The organism is Chloroflexus sp. (assembly GCF_034435895.1).
Taxonomy (GTDB): Bacteria; Chloroflexota; Chloroflexia; order Chloroflexales; family Chloroflexaceae; genus Chloroflexus.
This window is the reverse complement of the sequence record NZ_DAOTWH010000351.1, coordinates 12,603-33,008: the sequence shown is the minus strand read 5'-3', so window position 1 is coordinate 33,008 and position 20,406 is coordinate 12,603. Positions and strand designations below refer to the sequence as shown.

Here is a 20,406-nt window from a genome sequence, read left to right as displayed (position 1 = left end):
GGATTACCGCGCGCTGGCTGCTACCTGCTCGTACACTGCCAGCGTCGCTTGCGCCGTCACGCGCCATGAGAAGAGCGCCGCCCGGCGCAACCCGCGCTGGCGCAGCAGCTCTCGCAGATCGTGCGAGCGGAGCACACGCAAGATGCCCTCGGCGATCTCGTGCATGCTGTGCGGATCAACCGTCAGCGCGGCTTCATCAACCACCTCTGGCAAGCTACCGGCATACGCGCAGACCACTGGAACGCCGCAGGCCATGGCTTCGAGCGGCGGCAAGCCAAAGCCCTCATACGACGAGGGGAAGACAAACAGCAATGCCCCGCTGTAGAGTGCCGGCAAATCGGCTTCGGCAACATTCGCCAATACCGTGACCCGGTCGCTCACACCGCGGTCAGCAGCAATCACCATTGGCAACGGGTAGCGCCGGTCAAATTTGCCGGCAATCACCAGCACGGCATCGGCAAAGGCCGCTGGCAAATCCGGCAGCACCCGTTCCCAGGCCCGGACAAGGCGGTCGATATTCTTATGTGGCTTGTTTGAGCCGACGTACAACACATAGTGGCGCGGCAGAGCGTAGCGCATCCGCACCTCGGTAATCTCATCCACCGGCTGCGGGGCAAAACCCGGCGCGGCGGCCAGCGGCGTCACTGCGATCTGGTCGCGCGGAATGCGGAGATGAAAGGCCAAATCATCACGCGAAACCGTTGAGATGGTGATCAGCTTGCGCGCGCTCTGGGCCGCGAGCCGCAATGACCAGCGGTAGAAGCACCGTCCGCGCGGGGTCAGGGTGTGCGGATAGCGCAACGGCAAGACATCGTAGATGGTTACGACCGAGGGGCAAGGCAGCAGATACGGTTTGACAATGTAGGGCGAATGCAAGAGAGCGAGGTGCAACCGGCGCGCCAGCAACGGTATTTCAAACTGCTGGCCCAGCGCAAAAGGGCCGCTCTGCACGGTGATGTATTCGGTGACAGCATCGGATAACGGCGGCAATGCTTGCCCGGCATTGACCAGTACAAACAGACGATGAGGCGCGATCAGTTCGCTTAGGGCCGGCAAGAGCGCGGTAATATAACGGCCAATGCCGGGAAAGTGGTCGCTGGCATAGCGAGCATCAAAACCGATGCGAAGCGGCAACATGAGGGCAAGGTGCGATCATTTGTGATCATGCAGATATAACGTAGAGGCACAAGGGTCGCGGTAGCGCAAGGGCGGGCTTGGCGCCCGCCCGTACTGCCCCATCCATCAGCCTAGATTTCCTCAACCAGTAGCGATGCCATATAGGTCAACGTCGCCCGGCGACCTTGGGGATGCAAGCGCCGCCACAGATTGAGCAACTTCTGTTCAGCGTAGGCATGGATAATTGCTTCGTCGGCGACCGAATCTGCTACCGGCGCATCTACCGAGTTTGGCGAAGCAACCACAGGTGTAGGAGCCGCCGCCGCCAACGCTACCGTAGTCTCCGCCTCATGGCTCGGCGCCGGCGGCAACGCAACGCCACGCTGGCTCAATTCAGTCGCGATGATCAGGTATGCCACCTCGAGCGAATCAGCGCCCAACACTTCGGCCAGTTTCATCGCGTTATCGGGATCGGGCGTGGTTTGGCCGTTGATATAGTTTTTCATCGCGCTGTCGCTGATTTTAGTGGCGGTACATAGGCTCGCGCGGGTAAACCGGCCTTGCATCTGCTCTTTCAACCACTCACCAAATGTTTGCCCAGCGTAAGGCAATAATTCAGACCGTTCACGGACTTCGCTGGCCGGCATATTCAAGACTTCCGCCATCTGCTCAACCGTTTTGCTGCGCATCCGGGAACGCGCGCCTGCTTCAAACAGGTACGAGCGCAAGGTGGCGACACTGATCCCCAGCATCCCGGCAAAATCAGCCAGCGATGTTCGCCGTTGCATCGCGGCATGGAACAAGAGCACCGAAAGCGGCATCTTTTGATCGGACGTGCTCACCGGAGGCAATCCTTTCGTTATCAGTAGTTCTCATCCTATGATTACGCAAGAAATTGCAAAAACATCTTTAATCACGCTCGCTATTGTAGGATTATAGTTGGATATCGCTAAAATGTCAAGGTTTTTGTTGTGGTCATTTGATACTTTCTAACAAAAACATCAAAGTGACATGCTCAGAGAAGTGTGTTACAATAGCAAGGTATTGGCACCGGTTTCATAATTGCAGGACCGCACATGACAACCCCGATCCCTAGTCGCTTTACGATCGACGACCTCTACGAGCTGGGATGGCTGGAAGACCCGCGCCTGAGCCATGATGGGGGTATGGCGGCAGCCGTGTGGGTTACGGTCGATCGGTTCAACAATAGCTATCGTCGCCAGATCGTGTTGGTTCCAACCGCTGGCGGGCCGCTGCGCCGGTTTACGCGCGCCAAGCAGGATCGCCAGCCGCGCTGGAGTCCTGACGGTAAGTGGCTGGCATTCGTCTCGAACCGCGACGATGAACGGGGCCAGATCTACTTGATGCCGGTTGATGGCGGCGAGGCCCGTCAAGTCACCAGTATGCCCAACGGCGCGAGTGATCCGGCATGGAGCCCGGACGGGCGATGGCTCGCGTTCCTTTCGCCGGTGAACGCTGAAGAGCAAGCGCGGGAAGATAGCGGGACACTGCCGCCGCCGGCTGATGCATGGGAGGCCCGGCGCGCCCGTGAGCAGCGCCAGCACGACGAGGAGCTGCGCAACGATCCGCGCGTGGTGACGAAGTTGCCCTACCGCAGCGGCACGAGTTATTTCGATGATCGGCGGCGGCACATTTATGTGATCGAGATCGGCGACGAGGAAACACCGGCTACCCCGCGCCGACTGACGTCCGGCGATCTCCACTACAGCGCACCGGTCTGGATGCCCGCTGGCGATGCGCTCCTCAACACTGCGACTCGCGATCCCGAAGCTGATTCGCTCTTTGCCTACTATGATGTGATGCGCATTCCGCTTGATGGATCGCTGCCGCAGGCGCTGACCAGTCCCGGCTTTTCGTACTTTGACCCGCAACCCTCGCCCGATAGCAGCCAGATTGCCTTTTTGCGCCTGAATGAAGCACGGCTGCTCGGTGAAGGCCGGCGGGTAGCGATTATTCCCGCCGAGGGAGGCGAACCGCACGATCTCACCGCTCATACCGATTTGAACGTGGAGCAATTCCACTGGCAGCCTGATGGGCAAGGCGTGTTGTTTAGCGCCGGTTGGCGCGGCGAGGCCCACGTCTACCAGATCGGGTTGCCGGGCACGCCGGCCTACCGCAATGGGGCCACGCTAGTAAGCGGGCCGCGCATCGTCAGCGAATTTGACGTGGGGCGTGATGGCAGTATCGCGTTTGTCGCCGGCAGCCCTGACAATCCGTGCGACCTCTACTTCCGCAGCGCCGATGGCCACGAGCGCCGGTTGACGGCGATCAACGACCGGCTACTTCGCCAGCGGATCATTGTGCCGATCGAAGAACTGGTCTATCTTGCGCCTGACGGCAGCGAAGTGCAAGGCTGGGTGCTGCACCCGCCTGATTTCGATCCGGCTCGCCGCTATCCATTAGCGGTCTATATCCACGGCGGGCCGCATGTGATGTGGGGGCCGGGTTTTCGTTCGATGTGGCACGAATGGCAAACAGCGGCGGCGCGCGACTACGTCGTTTTCTTCTGCAACCCGCGCGGCAGCGAAGGCTACGGCGAACTCTGGCGCGACGCGATCCGCGGCAATTGGGGTGAAGCCGATGCGCCCGATATTTTGGCCGGGATCGACACCCTCGTCGCCCGCGGCTACATTGACCCAGACCGCATCGCCGTCACCGGCGGTTCGTATGGCGGCTATATGACGGTATGGCTGATCGGCCACGACGACCGCTTTGCCTGCGCCGTCGCCGCGCGCGGCGTTTACAATCTGCTGACCCAACATAGCATCAGTGATGCGCACGAGCTGATCGAGATCGAATTCGGCGGCTACCCGTGGGAGCTATACGAAGAACTGTGGGATCATTCACCGTTGGCGCATGCCCACAAGATTCAAACACCGCTGCTGCTCTTGCACGGCGAGCTCGATTATCGCGTGCCGATTAGCGAAGCCGAACAGCTTTTCGCCATCCTCCGCCGCCAAAAGAAGGTGGTGGAACTGGTGCGCTACCCGCGCGAAGGCCATGAATTGACCCGCAGCGGCGAACCGCGCCACCGCGCCGACCACATGCGACGGACGTTGGAATGGTTTGACCGGTATTGCCGGTCATAAATACCGATCACGTTATGATCGTAGCGACGCACGGCCGTGCTTCTCTACCAACGGCCCCGCGCCCCGTTCCGCGCCCCACCCGACCCGCGCCCCGGCCCCTGTACGGGCACAGCGGCGCTGTGCCCCTTCACCAGTTTCTCATTTGACACGTCAATCATTGCCGCCGTATCATACTTTTAGTTTGTCTAACTAATTGTTTTGACCTATGGATCCAACCACCATCGCCAATGCCCAACGTCTGATCCAGTTGATCGACTGCATGCGGGCCAACCAACCACGCAGTCCCCTCTTCCAGCAGCTTGGCGAGTGGGGATTGTCGATGTCGCACGTGCGCTTGCTTGGTTTGTTGGCGCCTGATCGCGAGCTGTCGATGCGCGAATTGGCCGAGGCGCTCGGCATTACGCCGCCGTCGTTGTCGGCCCTTACCCGCCGGTTGGGGCAGAAAGGGTTGGTCGAACGCTGCCCGCATCCCGACGATAGCCGGATCACGCTGCTGGCGCTGAGCGAGGCCGGACGCAAGCTGCATCGCGATCTCGAAGCAGAGCGGCTAGGCCACATGACACGGTTGTTGGCCGGCCTCAGCCACGCCGAACAACAGCTCTTTCTCGATTTGCTCGAACGCGCGATACGCACATGACCTGAACAACAAAGCGGGAAGATTTGGCAACTCTGCCAGTAGGAACCTCTATGCAAGCTCATCGTGTCGCCCAACCGCCGGCTAACCGGCCCAATCCCGGCGCACTGATCCGCGCTATTCGCTATCTCGGTAAGCAGCGCCGCACCGTGACAATTGCCTACAGCGCATTGGTAATCGCAACCTTAGCCCAACTAGCTGTGCCGCAATTGGTGCAGAACATGATCGATGCGGTCACGCGCAGCATTACCGCTACCCGCATCCTTACCGAAGTGCCGGCGGCATTTCAGGCTGCCGCTGCCGCTAAACTCGGCCTGACCGTCGAACAGTTGCAGCGCGACGCCGCCAATGCCGAAGGAATTGTCATCAACGCGGCTCTGCTGATTTTAGCCTTCGCCGTGATGCGCGGCGTCTTTTCGTTTTTACAGTCGTTTATGGCTGAACAAACCTCGCACGGCTTGGCCTTCGACCTGCGTAACGCGATTTTCAGCAAGATCCAGCGGATGTCGTTCAGCTTTTACGACCGTAACCAGACCGGGCAGCTCATGGTGCGCGCCACCGATGATGTCGAGCGGGTGCGCACCTTTGTGGCGCAGGGGTTAGTGCTGGTGGCCCAGTCGTTTTTGCTCCTCACCGGCGCGCTGATCGTGCTCGCATTCACTAACTGGCAACTGACGCTGGTGATCTTGCCGATTTTGCCGATCGCACTGGCCGTCTTTGTCGTCTTTGGCCGCCTAAGCCAGCCGTTGTTCGGGGAAGTGCAAGCGCGACTGGCCCGGCTCAATACTATTTTGCAAGAGAATATCGCCGGGATTAAGGTGGTCAAGGCGTTTACCCGCGAACCCTACGAACAACAACGGTTTGATCAAGCGGCGACGGCGCTGATGGAGCAGCAGATTAAGGTGAATCGCATCTTCGCCTTTCTGTTTCCGGTCGTGTTTCTGATTGCCCAGCTCGGCCAAGCGGCAATCCTCTACTTTGGCGGCCAGCAGATCCTCAACGGCACGCTGGAGCTAGGCCAGTATCAGAAATTTAGCCTCTATCTGGTGTATGTCTTCTTCCCGCTCGGCCAGCTCGGTTTTATCATCGCACTGCTGGCGCAAGCCGGCGCGTCGGCGGCCCGCATCTTCGAGGTGCTCGATACCGAAAGCGAGATTGTCGAACGCCCGAACGCGATCGTCTTGCCACCGTTGCAGGGAAGAGTCGAGTTCCGCAATGTCACTTTCCGCTACTTCAACAGCAGCGCGCCGGTGTTGCAAGAGGTCAGCTTTGTGGTTGAGCCGGGCCAAACCGTGGCTCTGCTTGGCGCCACTGGCAGCGGCAAGACCTCGATTATCAATCTGATCCCGCGTTTCTACGATGTGAGCGAAGGTGCGGTGCTGATTGACGGCTACGATGTGCGCGAGGTGACGATCGATAGCCTGCGCAGCCAGATCGGGATCGTGTTGCAAGAGACCAACCTGTTTAGCGGCACCATCCGCGAGAACATCGCCTTTGGCCGGCCCGACGCCAGCGACGAAGAGGTGATTGCAGCGGCGAAGGCGGCGGCGGCGCACGACTTCATTATGAGTTTTCCCGACGGCTACCAAACACGAGTCGGCGAGCGAGGCATGACCCTATCGGGAGGTCAGAAACAGCGCATCGCCATTGCCCGCGCCCTACTGCTCAATCCGCGCCTGCTGATCCTCGACGAAGCCACCAGCAACGTTGATGTCGCGACCGAGGCGCTCATTCAGCGCGCGCTTGACCAATTGCTGCGCAATCGCACCAGCTTCGTGATTGCCCACCGGATCAGCACCGTGCGCAACGCCGATCTGATCCTTGTGCTTGACAAAGGCCGGCTAGCGGCCAGCGGCGCCCATGCCGAGCTGTTGGAAAACAGCCCGATCTATGCCGAAATCTACGCTTCCCAGTTGATCGAAGACACCCCCCTGCCGTCACCGAACGGCCAGCTTGGCGAAGGAGCATCCGCGCTATGATGGGAGGATTTGGCGGCCCCGGCCGCATGCTCAATACCGAGGTGCAGAAGCCAAAGAATGTGTTGGCGACCATCGCCCGCTTCTGGCCTTATTTCCGGCCCTATTGGTTTGCCGTGGCCTTGACGCTGATCTTGATCACGGCCAGCGCCCAATTGCAGGTGACAGCGCCTGAACTGATCGGTCAAGCGGTGGACTGTTACCTCTTCCCGCGCGCCGATGCCTGCTGGTACACGACAGTCAATCCTGCGGCCACCATCGCCGACCGGATGGGAGGGTTGGCCGGCTTAACCGGCTGGTTGTTGGTGATCTTCATCGGCGGCGCATTCCTGCAAGGGTTGGCCTTCTTTAGCATGAACTGGACTGGCCAGCGTGCCTTGCGCCAGATTCGCGAAGATGTCTTCGCCCATATCCATCAGCTCTCGCTTGGCTATTTCTCTCGCAACGAGGCCGGCAACGTGATGAGCCGGATCACCAGCGATACTGACACCATCCAGCAGGCGCTCAGCTTTGCCCTGTTGAGCGTGGTCAACGGCCTCTTGCAAATTGGGTTGACGATCAACGCGATGGTGCAGAGCAATCTGCCGTACGCCCTGATCAGCCTGAGCGTCGTACCGTTCATGATCCTCGCAACGTTCTACTTCTCGACCCAAGCCCGGCGCGCATTTCGCGCCAGCCGCCAGCAGATGGGGAACGTCAATGCCGGTCTGCAAGAGAGCATCGCCGGCGCGCGCGAGGTGCAGGCGTTTAACCGCGAAGCCGAGAGCATTGCCCAATTCGAGCGAGCTAACGCCGCTAACCGCGACGCCAACATTCGCGCCGCCAGCTTCACCAGTGCGCTCAACCCGGTGCTGGAAGCATTAGGGTACGTTGCGATCGCAATTGTGGTCGTGGTGGGTGCGCTCAGTGCGCTGCGTAATGCTCCCCTCTTCGGCACAACCGTCATCTCGCTCGGCGCCATTTTCGCCTTCATCCAATACGTGCAGCGCTTTAACCAGCCCATCCAGCAGATTGCCTCGTTGTGGACGAACGTGCAGAACGCGATTGCCGGTGGCGAGCGGATCTTTGGCCTGCTCGACGCGCAGCCCGATTTGGTTGATGCCGACAACGCCCGCCCGCTGCGGCCGATCAAGGGCCGGGTCGTGTTCGATCACGTCTGGGCCGAATACAAACCGGGCCAGCCGGTATTGCGCGACCTCAGCTTTGTAGCCGAACCGGGCCAGACAATTGCTATCGTCGGACCGACCGGCGCTGGCAAGACGACGCTGGTCAACCTCATCCCGCGGTTTTACGACGTAAGCGCGGGCAGCGTCACGATTGACGGCTACGACGTGCGGGAGGTGACGGCAGCCAGTCTGCGGTCGCAGATCGGGATTGTGCTACAAGACACCTTCCTGTTTGCCGATACGGTGCTAAACAACATCCGCTATGGCCGGCTGGACGCCAGCGACGAGGAGGTGATCGCGGCGGCCAAACTAGTTGGCGCACACGAGTTCATCGAGCGGTTGCCCGACGGCTACCAGACGATGCTCGGCGAACGGGGTACTGGTCTCAGCCAAGGCCAACGCCAATTGATCGCGATTGCCCGCGCCGCGCTGGCCAATCCGCGCATCTTAATCCTCGACGAAGCGACCAGCAGCGTCGATACCCGCACCGAGCGGATCATCCAGCGCGCCTTTGACCAGATGCTGGCCGGACGCACAAGTTTCGTGATTGCCCACCGGCTCAGCACCATCCGCAATGCCGATCTGGTGCTGATGATCAAAGACGGCCAGATCGTCGAGCGCGGCAGCCACCATGAGCTATTGGCTCAGCGCGGCGCGTATTACGAACTGTACCGGCAGCAATTTACCGCGAGTGAAGGTGCAGACGTGGCGCCGGCCCGTGTGGGGTAACGGAGGGGCAGAGCGACGCTCTGCCCGCGCGCGGCGACGCCATCCCCGCAACCTTTCCGCATGTCATTGCGAGCCGAGCGTAGGGGCAGAGCAACGCTCTGCCCACGCGCGGCGAAGCAATCCCCCGCGAGCATGGGAACCATCCCTCAGCGTCCGCTCCTGCCCAAGCAGGAGATTGCTTCGGGCGCTCCGCGCCCTCGCAATGACATGAAGCCTCCCGCGCAACGGCAAGCGGTTGGTCACGGCAGGTACACGCCATAGCCAACCCTCACCGGCTCACAATCGGCAAGTACCAATCGTATGCAATCGGGATCCCGGCAATCAATGGCAACCCCTTGCCACCGGCAGGCGCAGCCGTCACACCTCCGACCCCCACTGGCCGATCACTAGAAAGATAACGGCGCAGAAAACTGCTCCATGCATCGGTTTGACCGCGGTAGAGCAAGCGTTCAACGTAGAGCGGCTGCATCCCAAGCAGCGAGTAGTGGGGGAAGAACTCGGCCAGACCGCCGCCGGGAGGCAACGTAGGCACACCGGGGACACCAGCAGCTTGCCGGCGGGCATTGATCACGAATGGCGTTGAACCGCCAAGTGCGGCAGCAAGAGCGGTTGTTCTCTCGCGCACCAGAGCTAATTCGCTGGCTTGCAAAGCGGGAGCAGTAGCTAAGGCTGCTATGAAATCACCGAGATCAAGAAAGGCATCTTCCGGCATAGGATACTGATCGCCGATTGCATCGCGCATCTTATCAGCCAAGCCATTGCCCGACGAATCGTAGACGGTGCTGGCCGCACGCACCTCAGCCAATGCTTGCTGGATGACAGTCCCACGTTCATTCAACACCCGCGCCAGCTCGGCAGCCAGCGCATCACGCGCCGTTTGCACTGCACCGGCGCGCGCAAGATCGAACGCGGCCAGCGCATACTCGCGCAATACGCCATCGGCACGCGACGCCGCCGCATACAGCACCGGTAAATCGTTCGCCACCGCGCGCGGATCATTGCCGCCGGTCGCGACCAGCCGGTGCAATACCTGCCTCAACCATGCCATGCGCCAGATCTGGCCGGGTGGCGCAACTAGATAATCGGCGGCAGGAGCCAAAGCCGACGCTGTGGTAAGATTAGCCGTCAACGGCGCTTGCATCAGCACGAGGTTGATCCGTTTGCCGCTCGCATTGGTAGCGGCAGTAAGCGCCGCCCCCAGATCGGCGATGCTCATCTCCGGTTGGTTGATCGTCGATTCATCGCTCCCAACCCCCAACGCCGGATGGGCCGGCCCCACCAACACCAGCATCGTACGGCTGGCCGGAAACTGGCGCAAGCCATATTCGACGAACTCGCGCAATGTCACCGGGTCGGCGCTATTCGGTTCGAGTTGCTGCCGGCAATCCACGGCACTGCCGCGCAGCGCGCAGATCTCGCCGCCAGTGTTGCCGTATCCATCGTAGAAGGTCACGATCGAGATATTTGGATAGGATGCCGCCAACGATCGCAGCCGCTCCAGCTCGAACGCTGGCTGCGCAACCAAGCTCATCCGCGCTGGATCACCCAGCGCGTTATCGGCGGCCACATAGATCAGCACCGTCCAATTGGCTGATGATGCGCCAGCCGGCAATCCTTCATCGCTGGCCGGTTGGAAAGGCTCCGTGCGTGTCGCCGGCAAGAAGGTAATCGTCTGCTCAGCAAAGCTGTAGCCATAGGCTGGAAGGGCGGCAGTGCCGCGCGGATCGCGCACGATGGCGTACCAGCGGTACGGATAACCATAGCGGAGCCGGAATGTGGCAAAACTGGCTGGAACAAGGTCAAAGAATGGCTTGTCCGCAGTTAAGACCGGACTGCACAATTGGGGCGGCAAGCCAGTTTCGGGCACGACTAGCGCCGGATCGTAGAGGCAAATCTGGTACGTTTCGCCCTCGATCCCGCGTGGCTCGATCTGGAGCCGCACCGGTGAATCAGGAGCCAATACCAAGGTAGCATTGGGTGGAGGATTGACCAAACGCACGGTGCTCAACTCAAGATCGAGATTGGTCACCTCCTGCCCAGCGGTAAGCGTGGTGATCACCGGCCCGGCCAGCACCCCTAGCTGTTGCTCGTCACGGGTAGGCGCAAGCGGCTGATTGGCAAACCAGACTTGATAGGCAGCGCCGGCGGGCAATGGCGGCACACTGAATTGATAGCGAAAGCCATCTTCGGCTGGCGCGACGTGAGCCGTTGCTACTACCTGCCGCCCGCTGCTATTGTAACGCACCAGCAACACCTGCGCATTACCCAGCGCGGGTGCTGTGCGATTGCGCTGCGTCACTCGCCCGCTGAGCGTTGCGATGGTGCGGGTACACACCTGCGCTTCAATGTCATCGAATGAGATGCCAATCGCCGGGCCATCATTCACGCCGCGCAGCGTCATCACGAATTGCGCCGAACCGCGTTCAACAAGGGGCGTAATATCGGTAGCAGCCCACGTAAAGCTGCGCCAATTGCCGTCCGCCCTCCCGCTCAGCGGCAGATTGACGGCGAAGATACGCCCCGCTGGGGTCGGGTCATCGGGCAGGTTCAACGACAACGTCACCGTATCGTTCGGCCCCAACGCACCGGGTGGTATCCGGTACCGCAGCGAACCAATGATCTGCTCGGCAGCCGCCGGTACGGTGAAGGTCTGGCCGAAGGCATCGACATCAACGCTGCCATCGCTATCACCATCGTCATCTTCGGTCAGAAAGATCGCCTGCGGCGGCGAAACGACCCGTATACTTTCGGAGGTAACGTTTACCTGCTCGCGCACCGTATGCCACGGCGAGACCGATGGCGTAAGGCTGATCGCCGGATCAGCCAGCGCATCGGTGCAGATCAAATTGGCTAGCTCAGGCGGCGGCTCAGAGGCCGCTTCAATCTGCGGTGGTATGAAACCCACGAGCAACCCAACGCAGATCAACAGCGCGATCAGGCGCTGCCCCATCGCCAAACGCTGCGCTGAAGTCTGGTACAATAAAGCGACCATGCGCCACAACTCCGCTGGAGGCGATATGACTGAAGTCTCTCATCTTACCGTGAGCGCCGCGCAAGCTGCGTTAGCAGCCGGCGAGATCACGGCGGTAGAACTCACCGAAGCCTATCTCGCGCGGATCAACGCCACCGAACCAATGATTCGCGCCTTCCTGCATCTCACTCCCGAAGCCGCCCTCGCCGCAGCGCGCGCTGCTGACGAACGGCGCCGGAAAAGCCAGCCACTCGGCCCGCTCGACGGCATCCCGATCGGGATCAAAGATGTCATCTGCACCGACGGCGTGCCAACGACTGCCGGCTCGCGCATCTTGGCCGGCTTTCGCCCGCCCTACAACGCCACCGTCATCGAGCGGCTGCTTGCCGGCGGCGCGGTGCTGATCGGCAAACTCAACTGCGACGAGTTTGCCATGGGTTCTAGCACTGAAAACAGCGCCTACCAGATCACCACCAACCCGTGGGACACCAGCCGGGTGCCGGGTGGCAGCAGCGGCGGCAGCGCGGCGGCAGTCGCCGCTGGTCAAGTGCCGGCCACCCTCGGCACCGACACTGGCGGCTCGATCCGGCAACCGGCGGCCTTGTGCGGTATCAGCGGCCTCAAACCGACGTATGGCCGGGTCAGCCGGTATGGCCTGATCGCCTACGGCTCGTCGCTCGATCAGATCGGGCCAATGGCATGGACAGTCGCTGATCTTGCGTTGATCATGAACGTCATTGCCGGCCACGATCCGCGTGACGGCACTAGCGCGCCTATTCCTACGCCCGACTATACGGCAGCCTTAACCGGTGATCTGCGCGGGTTGCGGATCGGGATTCCCCGCGAATACTTCGTGGAGGGTATGGAGCCGGGTGTCGAAGCTGCCACCCGCGCGGCTATTGAGGCGCTGCGCGAACAGGGTGCAACGTTGGTCGAGGTGTCGCTGCCGCACACCAAATATGCTTTGCCTACATACTACATCATTGCTCCCGCCGAGGCTAGTGCTAATTTGGCCCGATTCGACGGCGTGCGCTACGGCTTCCGCGCCGAGGGTGAAACGATGTGGGAGCAGATTGAGCAGACGCGCGGGCAAGGGTTTGGCCCCGAAGTGCGCCGGCGTATTATGCTCGGCACATACGCGCTCTCAGCCGGCTACTACGATGCCTACTACCGGCGCGCGCAACAGGTGCGCACCTTGATCAAGCGCGATTTCGAGCAGGTGTTTGCCGAGGTAGATCTCTTGGCCACGCCAACCTCGCCCACCGTGGCATTTCCCATCGGCCAAAAGATCAACGATCCACTGGCGATGTATCTCAGTGACGTTTGTACCCTGCCGATCAATCTGGCCGGCGTGCCGGCGCTCGTCGTGCCCTGCGGCTTTAGCGAAGGGCTGCCGGTCGGGTTGCAATTGATCGGGCGGCCATTCGACGAAGCTACGTTATTGCGGGTTGGCGATGCGTATCAACGCATCACCGATTGGCATACGCGCCGGCCGGTGTTGGCCTAAACTTATACTCTGCACCACACACTTGCAGATTGTGGTATACTAAGAGGCGGTTTATCAAAACTCGACCGGTCAGTATTGGATCATTCAAGGAGAGATATCATCAATGAGCCGTTCGCGAGGGGTTGGGCGGCCACGGGCGCGCCGCCGCGAGTGTGAGTTTACCAAGTTGGGAATTGTGCCCGACTATAAAGATGTCAAGCGTCTGCAGAAGTATCTGACTGCGCAGGGCAAGATCCTGCCGCGGCGCCGCACTGGCGTGTCGGCCAAGATGCAGCGCCGGTTGGCAGTGGCCATCAAGCGCGCGCGCCATCTGGCGCTGTTGCCGGCAGCGCCGGCGCACACGCGCTAAACGATTATTGCCAGAAACGGTACGGATAACGTGCGAGGGTTGCAGCGGCTCGTATGCTGCGCTACCCTCGCACGTTGACTACACGGGAAGTAACTTATGGCAGTCTCCATATCTTCATCGCTGCAATCACCACTCGATACCCAAGCTTGGTTAAGCGGCGTGCGCGCCGCATGGCAACGCAGCGGCCTGCGCATCACCGGCCCCCGCCTCCGCGTGATCGAGACGATCGTATCGTACCGATCGCCGTTCAGCGCCGAGCAGCTCTACACCGATCTCTGTACGCACAACGAGGCGCCGGGACGGGCTACCGTCTATCGCACGATCGAGCAACTGCACGCGAGCGGTTGGTTGGCCCGTATCCACGGTTCGGTCGGCGAAGAAGGGTACGTGCCCTGCCATCCCGGCCATCTTCACCATCTGGTTTGCACCCAATGCGGCGCAGTCATCAGTTTTGAAGGCTGTGATCTGGAACAGATGCTGGCCCGTGTCGCCAAAGAGACTGGGTTTAGCGTCGAGGGGCATTTGCTGCAATTGTTTGGCCGCTGCGCCCAATGCCAAGCGAAAGCTTCGTCGTCGTAGCGTACCGTTACGACGGCAACACCACCCCAAACTCACTTAAGCGGGAGCGAACAATATCAAGCGCTCCCATAGTCTTGAGGCGTGTCTCAAGGTACGTTACGTCGAGTTGACAGCGCCGGATAATCCCGGCCACATCATTGATATCGTTCTTCCCTTGTTCCGGCCCGCGCTGCAACAGCAGTTTGTGAGCCACAATATCTTCCGGCGCAGCGACATAGACTTGCGCGCCGAGCAATGGCATCCGGCGACGGTGGCGCTGCATCGGCTCGTCGAGCCAGAAGGGGTGGTTAGCAGCGCCGCGACGCACCGTCAAATCTTCAAATAACTTGATCCCGCGCCAGATCACCCGCGAACCATCCGATTGCACCGCTTTATGCGATTGTTGCAGCAAGTGGATGATCCGCGGCAACGCACCCCGCTGCACCAGAATATCCACATCGTTGAGCGGACGCCGATCACCGTACAGATGTGCCGCCGCCCCACCAATCACAGCCCATACCATCTGATCGCCGTCGAGCAGGCGTTGGACGATAGCAAGATTTCCGGCGATAAGTGACATTGTTTTCTCCCTATATCAACGAGCCACCTGCAGCTAGCCACGCCTCGCGCGTCAATTCCATCTCGTAAAATTCAACCTGCGCATCAAACCGGTTGCGCCGAAAATGGGGACGCAGGTGTTGGTACTGTTGATCATCCAACAAGCGAAGCACCGGTTCATTACCAATCCGCCGCCATTCACTGCCTACGCCAACAAAACCGAGCCGCTGATAGCATCGTACCGCGCGCAGATTAAAAGCAGCGACATCGAGCACCATCCGCTGATAACCGAGCGAACCAAAATAGTAGGCGAGAAAGAGGCGCAACGCCTCGCCGCCTAACCCTTGCCCGACATACGGCTGGGACAACGAAATCCCTAGCCGGGCCGACTGCCATTCCCGGTCGATCTCGCGCAACGAGATGCGCCCGATAAGTGGGCCTGACTGCAGATCAATCGCCCACGCCTCAGTCGCGCCCGTCCAATGACTATCATCTTGAACGGGTTGGTATGGGCGCGGAATATTCCACAATGAGCTGAACGGTTCGCTATAACGCGGCCAGCGCTCTTGCATCAGCGTATCGGCTCGCCGCCATGGCCGAATGCGAACCCGCTCGCCGAGCAATTCACGCATTTCCGCTTCCTCTAACACCATCTCTCTCCTACGGTTGCGGACGTAAATAGTTGAGCGACATCCAGCCCTCGATGGTCTGGCCATTGAGCTCAACCTGCACTTTAAGCCACGGGATATTATCGGCCATCACTGGCCCTTCCAGTTTGCGCACCACCACCCCATTGGGCACAACAGTGATAATGTTGTTAGGTTGGGCGTTTGGCGCCGACCGGAGATTCAACCCTTCGGCAATATTGACCACATAGAGTTCAGGAGCAGCGTTACCCGGCCAGCTCAGATCGGGCAACAACCACACCGGCAGATCGGGCAAGCGCGGCGCTTCGCCCCCACTAAACCGCCCGATCGCCCACGTCACGGCCCAAAATGACCCCCCGGCCACTATCAGCAAGAGCGTAACCATGACCACCCAACCCATCACGCTCCGGCTTAAGTTATAGCGACGAAACTGGTCGATGTCAAAGGAATTGGTCAGCGCACGGCTCACCCGGCTGCGCAGATCGTCTGGCCGGGTTGGCGCTGGACGGGCAGGAGGGGTTGCCGGCGGCGTTGCCAGTTGGCGCTGGGCCGCGCGATCGACAGGAGGACGGGCCGGAGCCGCCGGTTCTACCACTAACCGGCGGGTCTGCACGGTCAGCTCGCGCCAGAGGTCGTTAATCGCCAAGGCAAATGCTTGCGCATCGGGGAAACGCTGGGCCGGATCGCGAGCGGTCGCCTGCGCGATCAGCCGTTCCACCGATGGCAGGTACATCGTCGGGCGGACGCGGGCTAGTGGCGGCACCGATTGGGTAAGATGGGCCAGCGCGGTGGCCTGCGCATCGTCGCCGTGAACCGGGCGCTGGCCAGTGATCAGCTCAAAGAGCAAAATGCCTAACGCGTATACCGTGCTGGAAAGCTGCGGCGGCTGGCCGGCGCTCAGTTCGGGTGCGCGATAGTGGGCCAGATCGGCTGGAAACAGCGCCGGAGCGAAGAACCAGCCGTCTACTAACTTAACCTGCCCATCGCCAATTAACAAGAGGTTGGCGCTGCTGATCGGCGGATGAAAAAGACCGAGCGGCAATTCAGCCGAGCGGTGGCGCTGGCAGAGCGCGATCGCCTCGGCCACTTGCCGCACGATCAAGAGCGCCTGCGCCACACTCAAGGCGCCGATGCCAAACAAAGGCCGGCCCTCCACCGCTTCGGTGATCACAAAGGGCCGATCGCCACTCTCACCGCTATCAAACACCTCGAGCAACACCGGATGCGAACGGCGCGCACTCTGGGTAGCCTCAGCGATGAATTGCGCTCGTTTGCGCGGATTATCGCGCAATTCCTTGCGCAACAGATGGACCAAGACCGTCCGTTGCAGACGTAAGTCGGTCGCCTTGTAGACCACAGCCAACCGTGACTCACCAAGCGCTTCGTGAACACGATACCGGCCAAAGAGGATTGGTTCCTTTGTCGCTTCAGGAGCGGTCATGCGATTGATCCATCAAAACGGCGTACCCGCAGTCATCACTGCCTGATCACAGTTGTGCTAGTCAGATGATGCTCTCTTACCAGTATACCGCTAAGACGCCAACTATGCATCATCGGCGGCGCGATCTTAGCCGGCAACGCATGCTTCAATCGCCAACGCAAACCGGGCCACAGCCTCATCAGCCTGCGCCATTGTGAGCGTCAGCGGCGGGCAGAACCGGATGGTCGAAGCGCCACAGGTCAACACCAGCAACCCCTTGCGGAAGCTCTCCTGCATGACGGCATCGGCCAGTGAGCCGGCAGGATTGCCTTGGCCATCAACAAACTCGACCCCGATCATCAACCCGCGCCCGCGCACCGCACCAATCTGCGGGAAGCGCTGCTGCAACGCCTGCAATTGTTCGAGCAGATACACGCCAACCGTCGCCGCGTTCGCCATCAATTCCTCTTCGACCATGCAGAGCAATTCATACGCCACGGCGCAGGTGAGGCCATTGCCGCCATAGGTATTGCCGTGCGAGCCGGGTTGCCACCGGCGAGCCAATTCGGTGCGCGCGATCATAGCACCCAGCGGCAAACCGCCGCCCAACCCTTTGGCCGAGGCCACAATGTCAGGCACAATGCCCTCGTGCTCGAAGGCCCACATTTTGCCGGTGCGACCAACACCGCTCTGTACTTCGTCCACAATCAACAGGATACCGTAGCGATCGCAGATCGAGCGCAGGCGGGCCAGCGCGCCGGGAGGCGGCACCACATAACCGCCTTCGCCCTGAATCGGCTCGATAATGATCGCCGCCACCTCTTCGGGGGGCGTGGTAGTCTTGAAGAGCGTGCGCTCGATCAGATCGAGACACGCGATCTCGCACGACGGAAACTGGAGATTAATCGGGCAGCGATAACAATTCGGGTAATAGGTATGGCTAACACCGGGCAAGAGCGGAAAAAAACCGCGGCGTTGGCGCGGCTTCGAGGCCGTCAGCGAGAGACTGCCGTAGCTACGCCCGTGAAATGCGCCGTAAAAAGCGATAATGTTCTGGCGACCGGTGGCGTAGCGGGCCAATTTAATGCTCGCCTCGACCGCTTCGGTGCCGCTATTGGTGAAAAAGACCTGCCAATCTTTGCCACCGGGCATGAGCGAAACCAGCTTCTCGGCAGCCCGCACCATCGGCTCGTTGTAAAAATCGGTGCCGGCCATGTGGGTAAACCGCTGCAACTGCTCTTGCGCCACCTTGATCAGACGCGGGTGGCAATGACCGGCGGCCAGCACGGCAATCCCCGCATTCATATCGAGGAACCGGTTCCCATCGACATCCCACACTTCACAACCCTGCGCATGATCGATGGCGAGCGGATACACGCGCCCCAACGGCGCAATCACTTCGCGATCGCGGGCCACCAGCGCTTGCGCGCGTGGGCCGGGCGCCGGTTCGGGCATATACTCAGCAGGCATCCTTGCCGTGTCGGTATGAGCAGTCATGACGCGCTCCTTTGCAGATCGTGACGATAGTTGCAGACTAAATATTGTAGCCGACATGCGCTAAGGGCGTCAAGGCAGGGGCATAGCGAGGGAGCGAAGGGTAGCTTCTGTCATTGCGCGGGCGCGTAGCGCCCCTCCGGTCATTGCGAGGGAGTGGTGGCGACCAGCGCAGCGGGCGCCACCCGACCGAAGTAATCTCCCGCTTTAGCGTAACCTATGCCTGAGCGCATTGCAATGGCTGCGCTGCGCGCGGGCCGAGCGACGCTCTGCCCCTACGCGCGGCTTGCAATGACAAGAGGCGAGCGCATCGGGCAACGCATTACGCCAACCGGCTACCGCGCGCTGACCCGCACCTGATAGGTGGCGCCAAACATGGCGACGCCAATATTCGTAATCCGCACGTAATAGATCGCACTGCGCGGCGGGCGGAACTCGATTCGCGATGCGAAACCATCGCTATCGTCATTCATCGCGAGCGACTGGCCCTGCGCATCAAACAGTTCGATAACCGTATCTACGTCGCTAGCAAGGTCAAACGTTTCAATGATATAGGTCTGGCCGGCCTGCAAATCGAGCTTCAGCCAATCTTCATCGTTACGACCGATGAAATTGTGTTGTTGGGTGGCGCCGATCTCAATCGGACGCGCGCTCTGGAGGTCGTTATCCGGCTCGTAGGCGTCGGGCTGCGGCGAAGGAATCGTTTCCATTGACAATTGATAGCTCGCGCCGCCTAATTGCACATCATACGCAGTTACTTGGAGATAGAGGATCGCATCGGCGTTTGCCAGATAGCGAATCTGACGGCCATTGTCAGTTTGAACGAAATCAGCGTCTACAATAACCTCTCGTTCACTATCAAGCAGATCGAGTGATAGCCACACTGTATAGGGATCATACGTTGCCACAAATTGATACGCCTTGCCGGCCTGTACTTGCACCTGCACCAGATCAACGTCAGATGAATCTTGAACCGTGCGTAGTTGCGTCTCACCCTCAACAAGCAAACCGGCATTCGCCGGCAGATCGTCGGGCTCAAAGGCCTCGCGAGCAATCAGCGGCACTGCTTCGACCTGCACGCTGTAGCGCGTATCATTGCTGCGGAAGTAGGATGGGCGAATTGCGACAAACCTCGTCGCGTCGATGTCCGCTGAATAGATGAGATCACGGCTCAGATCATCAAGATAGACGCCAGACTCCAGCTCGTTGCCGGCAGCGTCAGTCAACACGAGAGCGAGATCGGCTCCCCGGCCTTCAAGCCGCAACATAATACGGTAGGCATAGCCAGCACGTGTCTCAAGCGCCAACCAATCACTATCACGTGGATCGCTGATGGTGCGGTTTTGCATTTCGCTTACTGCGATTGGGCGCGCCGCGGCCAGTTCATTGTCCGGTTCGTAAGCATCCGGCGGCGCCGGGGTAAAGATGGTCGCCACCAACCGGTACGGTATATCTACCTGTTGTATGGTATAAATTGACACCTTAAGGTAGAGGGTCGCATCGGTATCGCTGCCATAGACGATAATCGAGGCCAAGTCCTCTGCGTCGTCGTTATAGGCCAACTCCTCGCCACGCTCGTTGTATAGTGACAACATCGTGTCAACTCCTACACCTAGATCGAGCGTGCGGAAGAGATAGATCTGGCCAGCTTGGGCTTCAAAGCGCACCCAATCAATATCCTTGGCATGGGTAAACGTGCGATTCTGCACTTCGTCGAGCGCAATTGGGCGCGCTTGTGCCTGCGTATCGTCGGGTTCAAAGGCATCAGGAGGTGGCAACGCCAAAGTGCGTAAATGCAACAGACAGGACGCTCCGGCAGAAGAGACTGATAAGAAGCTGTCCAATCGCACAAAGAAGGTCGCTGATTCATCCGGCAGATAGATAATACGCGACGCGAAGCCTTCAAAATCATCGTCAAACGCGACTTCGTCGCCAGCACGGTTGAAGATAACTAAGGTGGTATCGAGGCCGTCGGAAAGATTAGCGGTAAACAGTTCATACGCTTGGCCGGTCTGCAAGTTGATGCGGAACCATGCGATCCCGGTCTGATCGAATTGAACGGTTTGCGCCGAATTGACCTCAAGCAACGGTGCTGCCAACGCCCGTTCGGGGTCAAAGCCATAGAAGCTTGGCATCATTGGCGGTGGCGTCAGCGCCGGAAATGGCGTCAC

General features: G+C 60.1%; 16 protein-coding genes. 8 read left to right on the top strand and 8 right to left on the bottom strand.

What is annotated here, in order from left to right; genetic code table 11:
• Positions 1–3: 3 nt before the first annotated feature.
• Together U9R81_RS19390 and U9R81_RS19385 are read right to left on the bottom strand one after the other, a co-directional pair.
• Positions 4–1,137 carry a glycosyltransferase family 1 protein gene (locus tag U9R81_RS19390; RefSeq protein ID WP_322497053.1) on the bottom strand — a complete coding sequence of 378 codons (1,134 nt, stop codon included), beginning with the start codon at positions 1,135–1,137 and terminating at the stop codon, positions 4–6.
• 110 nt (positions 1,138–1,247) lie between these two features.
• A complete protein-coding gene (locus tag U9R81_RS19385) occupies positions 1,248–1,958 on the bottom strand; it encodes a helix-turn-helix transcriptional regulator (RefSeq protein WP_322497052.1) in 711 nt (236 codons plus the stop codon).
• 234 nt (positions 1,959–2,192) lie between these two features.
• Here U9R81_RS19385 and U9R81_RS19380 point away from each other — a divergent pair, with 234 nt between their 5' ends.
• The 4 genes from U9R81_RS19380 (at position 2,193) to U9R81_RS19365 (ending at position 8,731) form a co-directional block, all read left to right on the top strand.
• Positions 2,193–4,226 (top strand): S9 family peptidase, encoded by a 2,034-nt coding sequence (locus U9R81_RS19380; RefSeq protein WP_322497051.1) that lies wholly within the window; start codon positions 2,193–2,195, stop codon positions 4,224–4,226.
• Between the two features lie 205 nt (positions 4,227–4,431).
• Positions 4,432–4,863 (top strand): MarR family transcriptional regulator, encoded by a 432-nt coding sequence (locus tag U9R81_RS19375; RefSeq protein ID WP_322497050.1) that lies wholly within the window; start codon positions 4,432–4,434, stop codon positions 4,861–4,863.
• A 50-nt stretch (positions 4,864–4,913) separates the two neighbouring features.
• Entirely contained in the window at positions 4,914–6,839 is a 1,926-nt protein-coding gene (locus U9R81_RS19370; RefSeq protein WP_322497049.1) for an ABC transporter ATP-binding protein, read from the top strand.
• On the top strand, positions 6,836–8,731 hold the full coding sequence (locus U9R81_RS19365) for an ABC transporter ATP-binding protein (protein WP_322497048.1): 1,896 nt from the start codon (positions 6,836–6,838) through the stop codon (positions 8,729–8,731). The genes U9R81_RS19370 and U9R81_RS19365 overlap by 4 nt, the downstream gene beginning before the upstream one ends.
• Positions 8,732–8,999: 268 nt before the next feature.
• Here U9R81_RS19365 and U9R81_RS19360 read toward each other — a convergent pair whose 3' ends face one another.
• The gene (locus tag U9R81_RS19360) at positions 9,000–11,723 is read right to left on the bottom strand and encodes a clostripain-related cysteine peptidase (protein ID WP_322497047.1); all 2,724 of its coding nucleotides are present in this window, start codon (positions 11,721–11,723) and stop codon (positions 9,000–9,002) included.
• Positions 11,724–11,748: 25 nt separating this feature from the next.
• Here U9R81_RS19360 and gatA point away from each other — a divergent pair, with 25 nt between their 5' ends.
• The 3 genes from gatA to U9R81_RS19345 all read left to right on the top strand — a co-directional run bounded on the left by gatA (position 11,749) and on the right by U9R81_RS19345 (position 14,137).
• Positions 11,749–13,209, top strand: a complete 1,461-nt coding sequence (gatA, locus tag U9R81_RS19355; protein ID WP_322497046.1) for an Asp-tRNA(Asn)/Glu-tRNA(Gln) amidotransferase subunit GatA — start codon at positions 11,749–11,751, stop codon at positions 13,207–13,209.
• Positions 13,210–13,312: 103 nt separating this feature from the next.
• Positions 13,313–13,558 (top strand): 30S ribosomal protein S18, encoded by a 246-nt coding sequence (gene rpsR, locus U9R81_RS19350; RefSeq protein WP_066787774.1) that lies wholly within the window; start codon positions 13,313–13,315, stop codon positions 13,556–13,558.
• A gap of 96 nt (positions 13,559–13,654) precedes the next feature.
• A complete protein-coding gene (locus tag U9R81_RS19345) occupies positions 13,655–14,137 on the top strand; it encodes a transcriptional repressor (protein ID WP_322497045.1) in 483 nt (160 codons plus the stop codon).
• Positions 14,138–14,144: 7 nt separating this feature from the next.
• On the opposite strand, the gene U9R81_RS19340 is transcribed toward U9R81_RS19345, so the two are convergent.
• The 4 genes from U9R81_RS19340 to U9R81_RS19325 form a co-directional block, all read right to left on the bottom strand.
• Entirely contained in the window at positions 14,145–14,696 is a 552-nt protein-coding gene (locus U9R81_RS19340; protein WP_322497044.1) for a hypothetical protein, read from the bottom strand.
• A 10-nt stretch (positions 14,697–14,706) separates the two neighbouring features.
• Positions 14,707–15,306, bottom strand: a complete 600-nt coding sequence (locus U9R81_RS19335; protein WP_322497043.1) for a GNAT family N-acetyltransferase — start codon at positions 15,304–15,306, stop codon at positions 14,707–14,709.
• 28 nt (positions 15,307–15,334) lie between these two features.
• Positions 15,335–16,762: a serine/threonine protein kinase gene (locus U9R81_RS19330; protein ID WP_322497042.1), complete on the bottom strand. Its 1,428-nt coding sequence runs from the start codon at positions 16,760–16,762 to the stop codon at positions 15,335–15,337.
• Positions 16,763–16,888: 126 nt separating this feature from the next.
• The gene (locus U9R81_RS19325) at positions 16,889–18,238 is read right to left on the bottom strand and encodes an acetyl ornithine aminotransferase family protein (RefSeq protein WP_322497041.1); all 1,350 of its coding nucleotides are present in this window, start codon (positions 18,236–18,238) and stop codon (positions 16,889–16,891) included.
• 216 nt (positions 18,239–18,454) lie between these two features.
• On the opposite strand from U9R81_RS19325, the gene U9R81_RS19320 reads away from it, so the two are divergent.
• The gene (locus tag U9R81_RS19320) at positions 18,455–18,595 is read left to right on the top strand and encodes a hypothetical protein (protein ID WP_322497040.1); all 141 of its coding nucleotides are present in this window, start codon (positions 18,455–18,457) and stop codon (positions 18,593–18,595) included.
• On the opposite strand, the gene U9R81_RS19315 is transcribed toward U9R81_RS19320, so the two are convergent.
• Positions 18,571–20,406, bottom strand: a complete 1,836-nt coding sequence (locus U9R81_RS19315; protein ID WP_322497039.1) for a hypothetical protein — start codon at positions 20,404–20,406, stop codon at positions 18,571–18,573. The two genes, U9R81_RS19320 and U9R81_RS19315, sit on opposite strands and share 25 nt — an antisense overlap.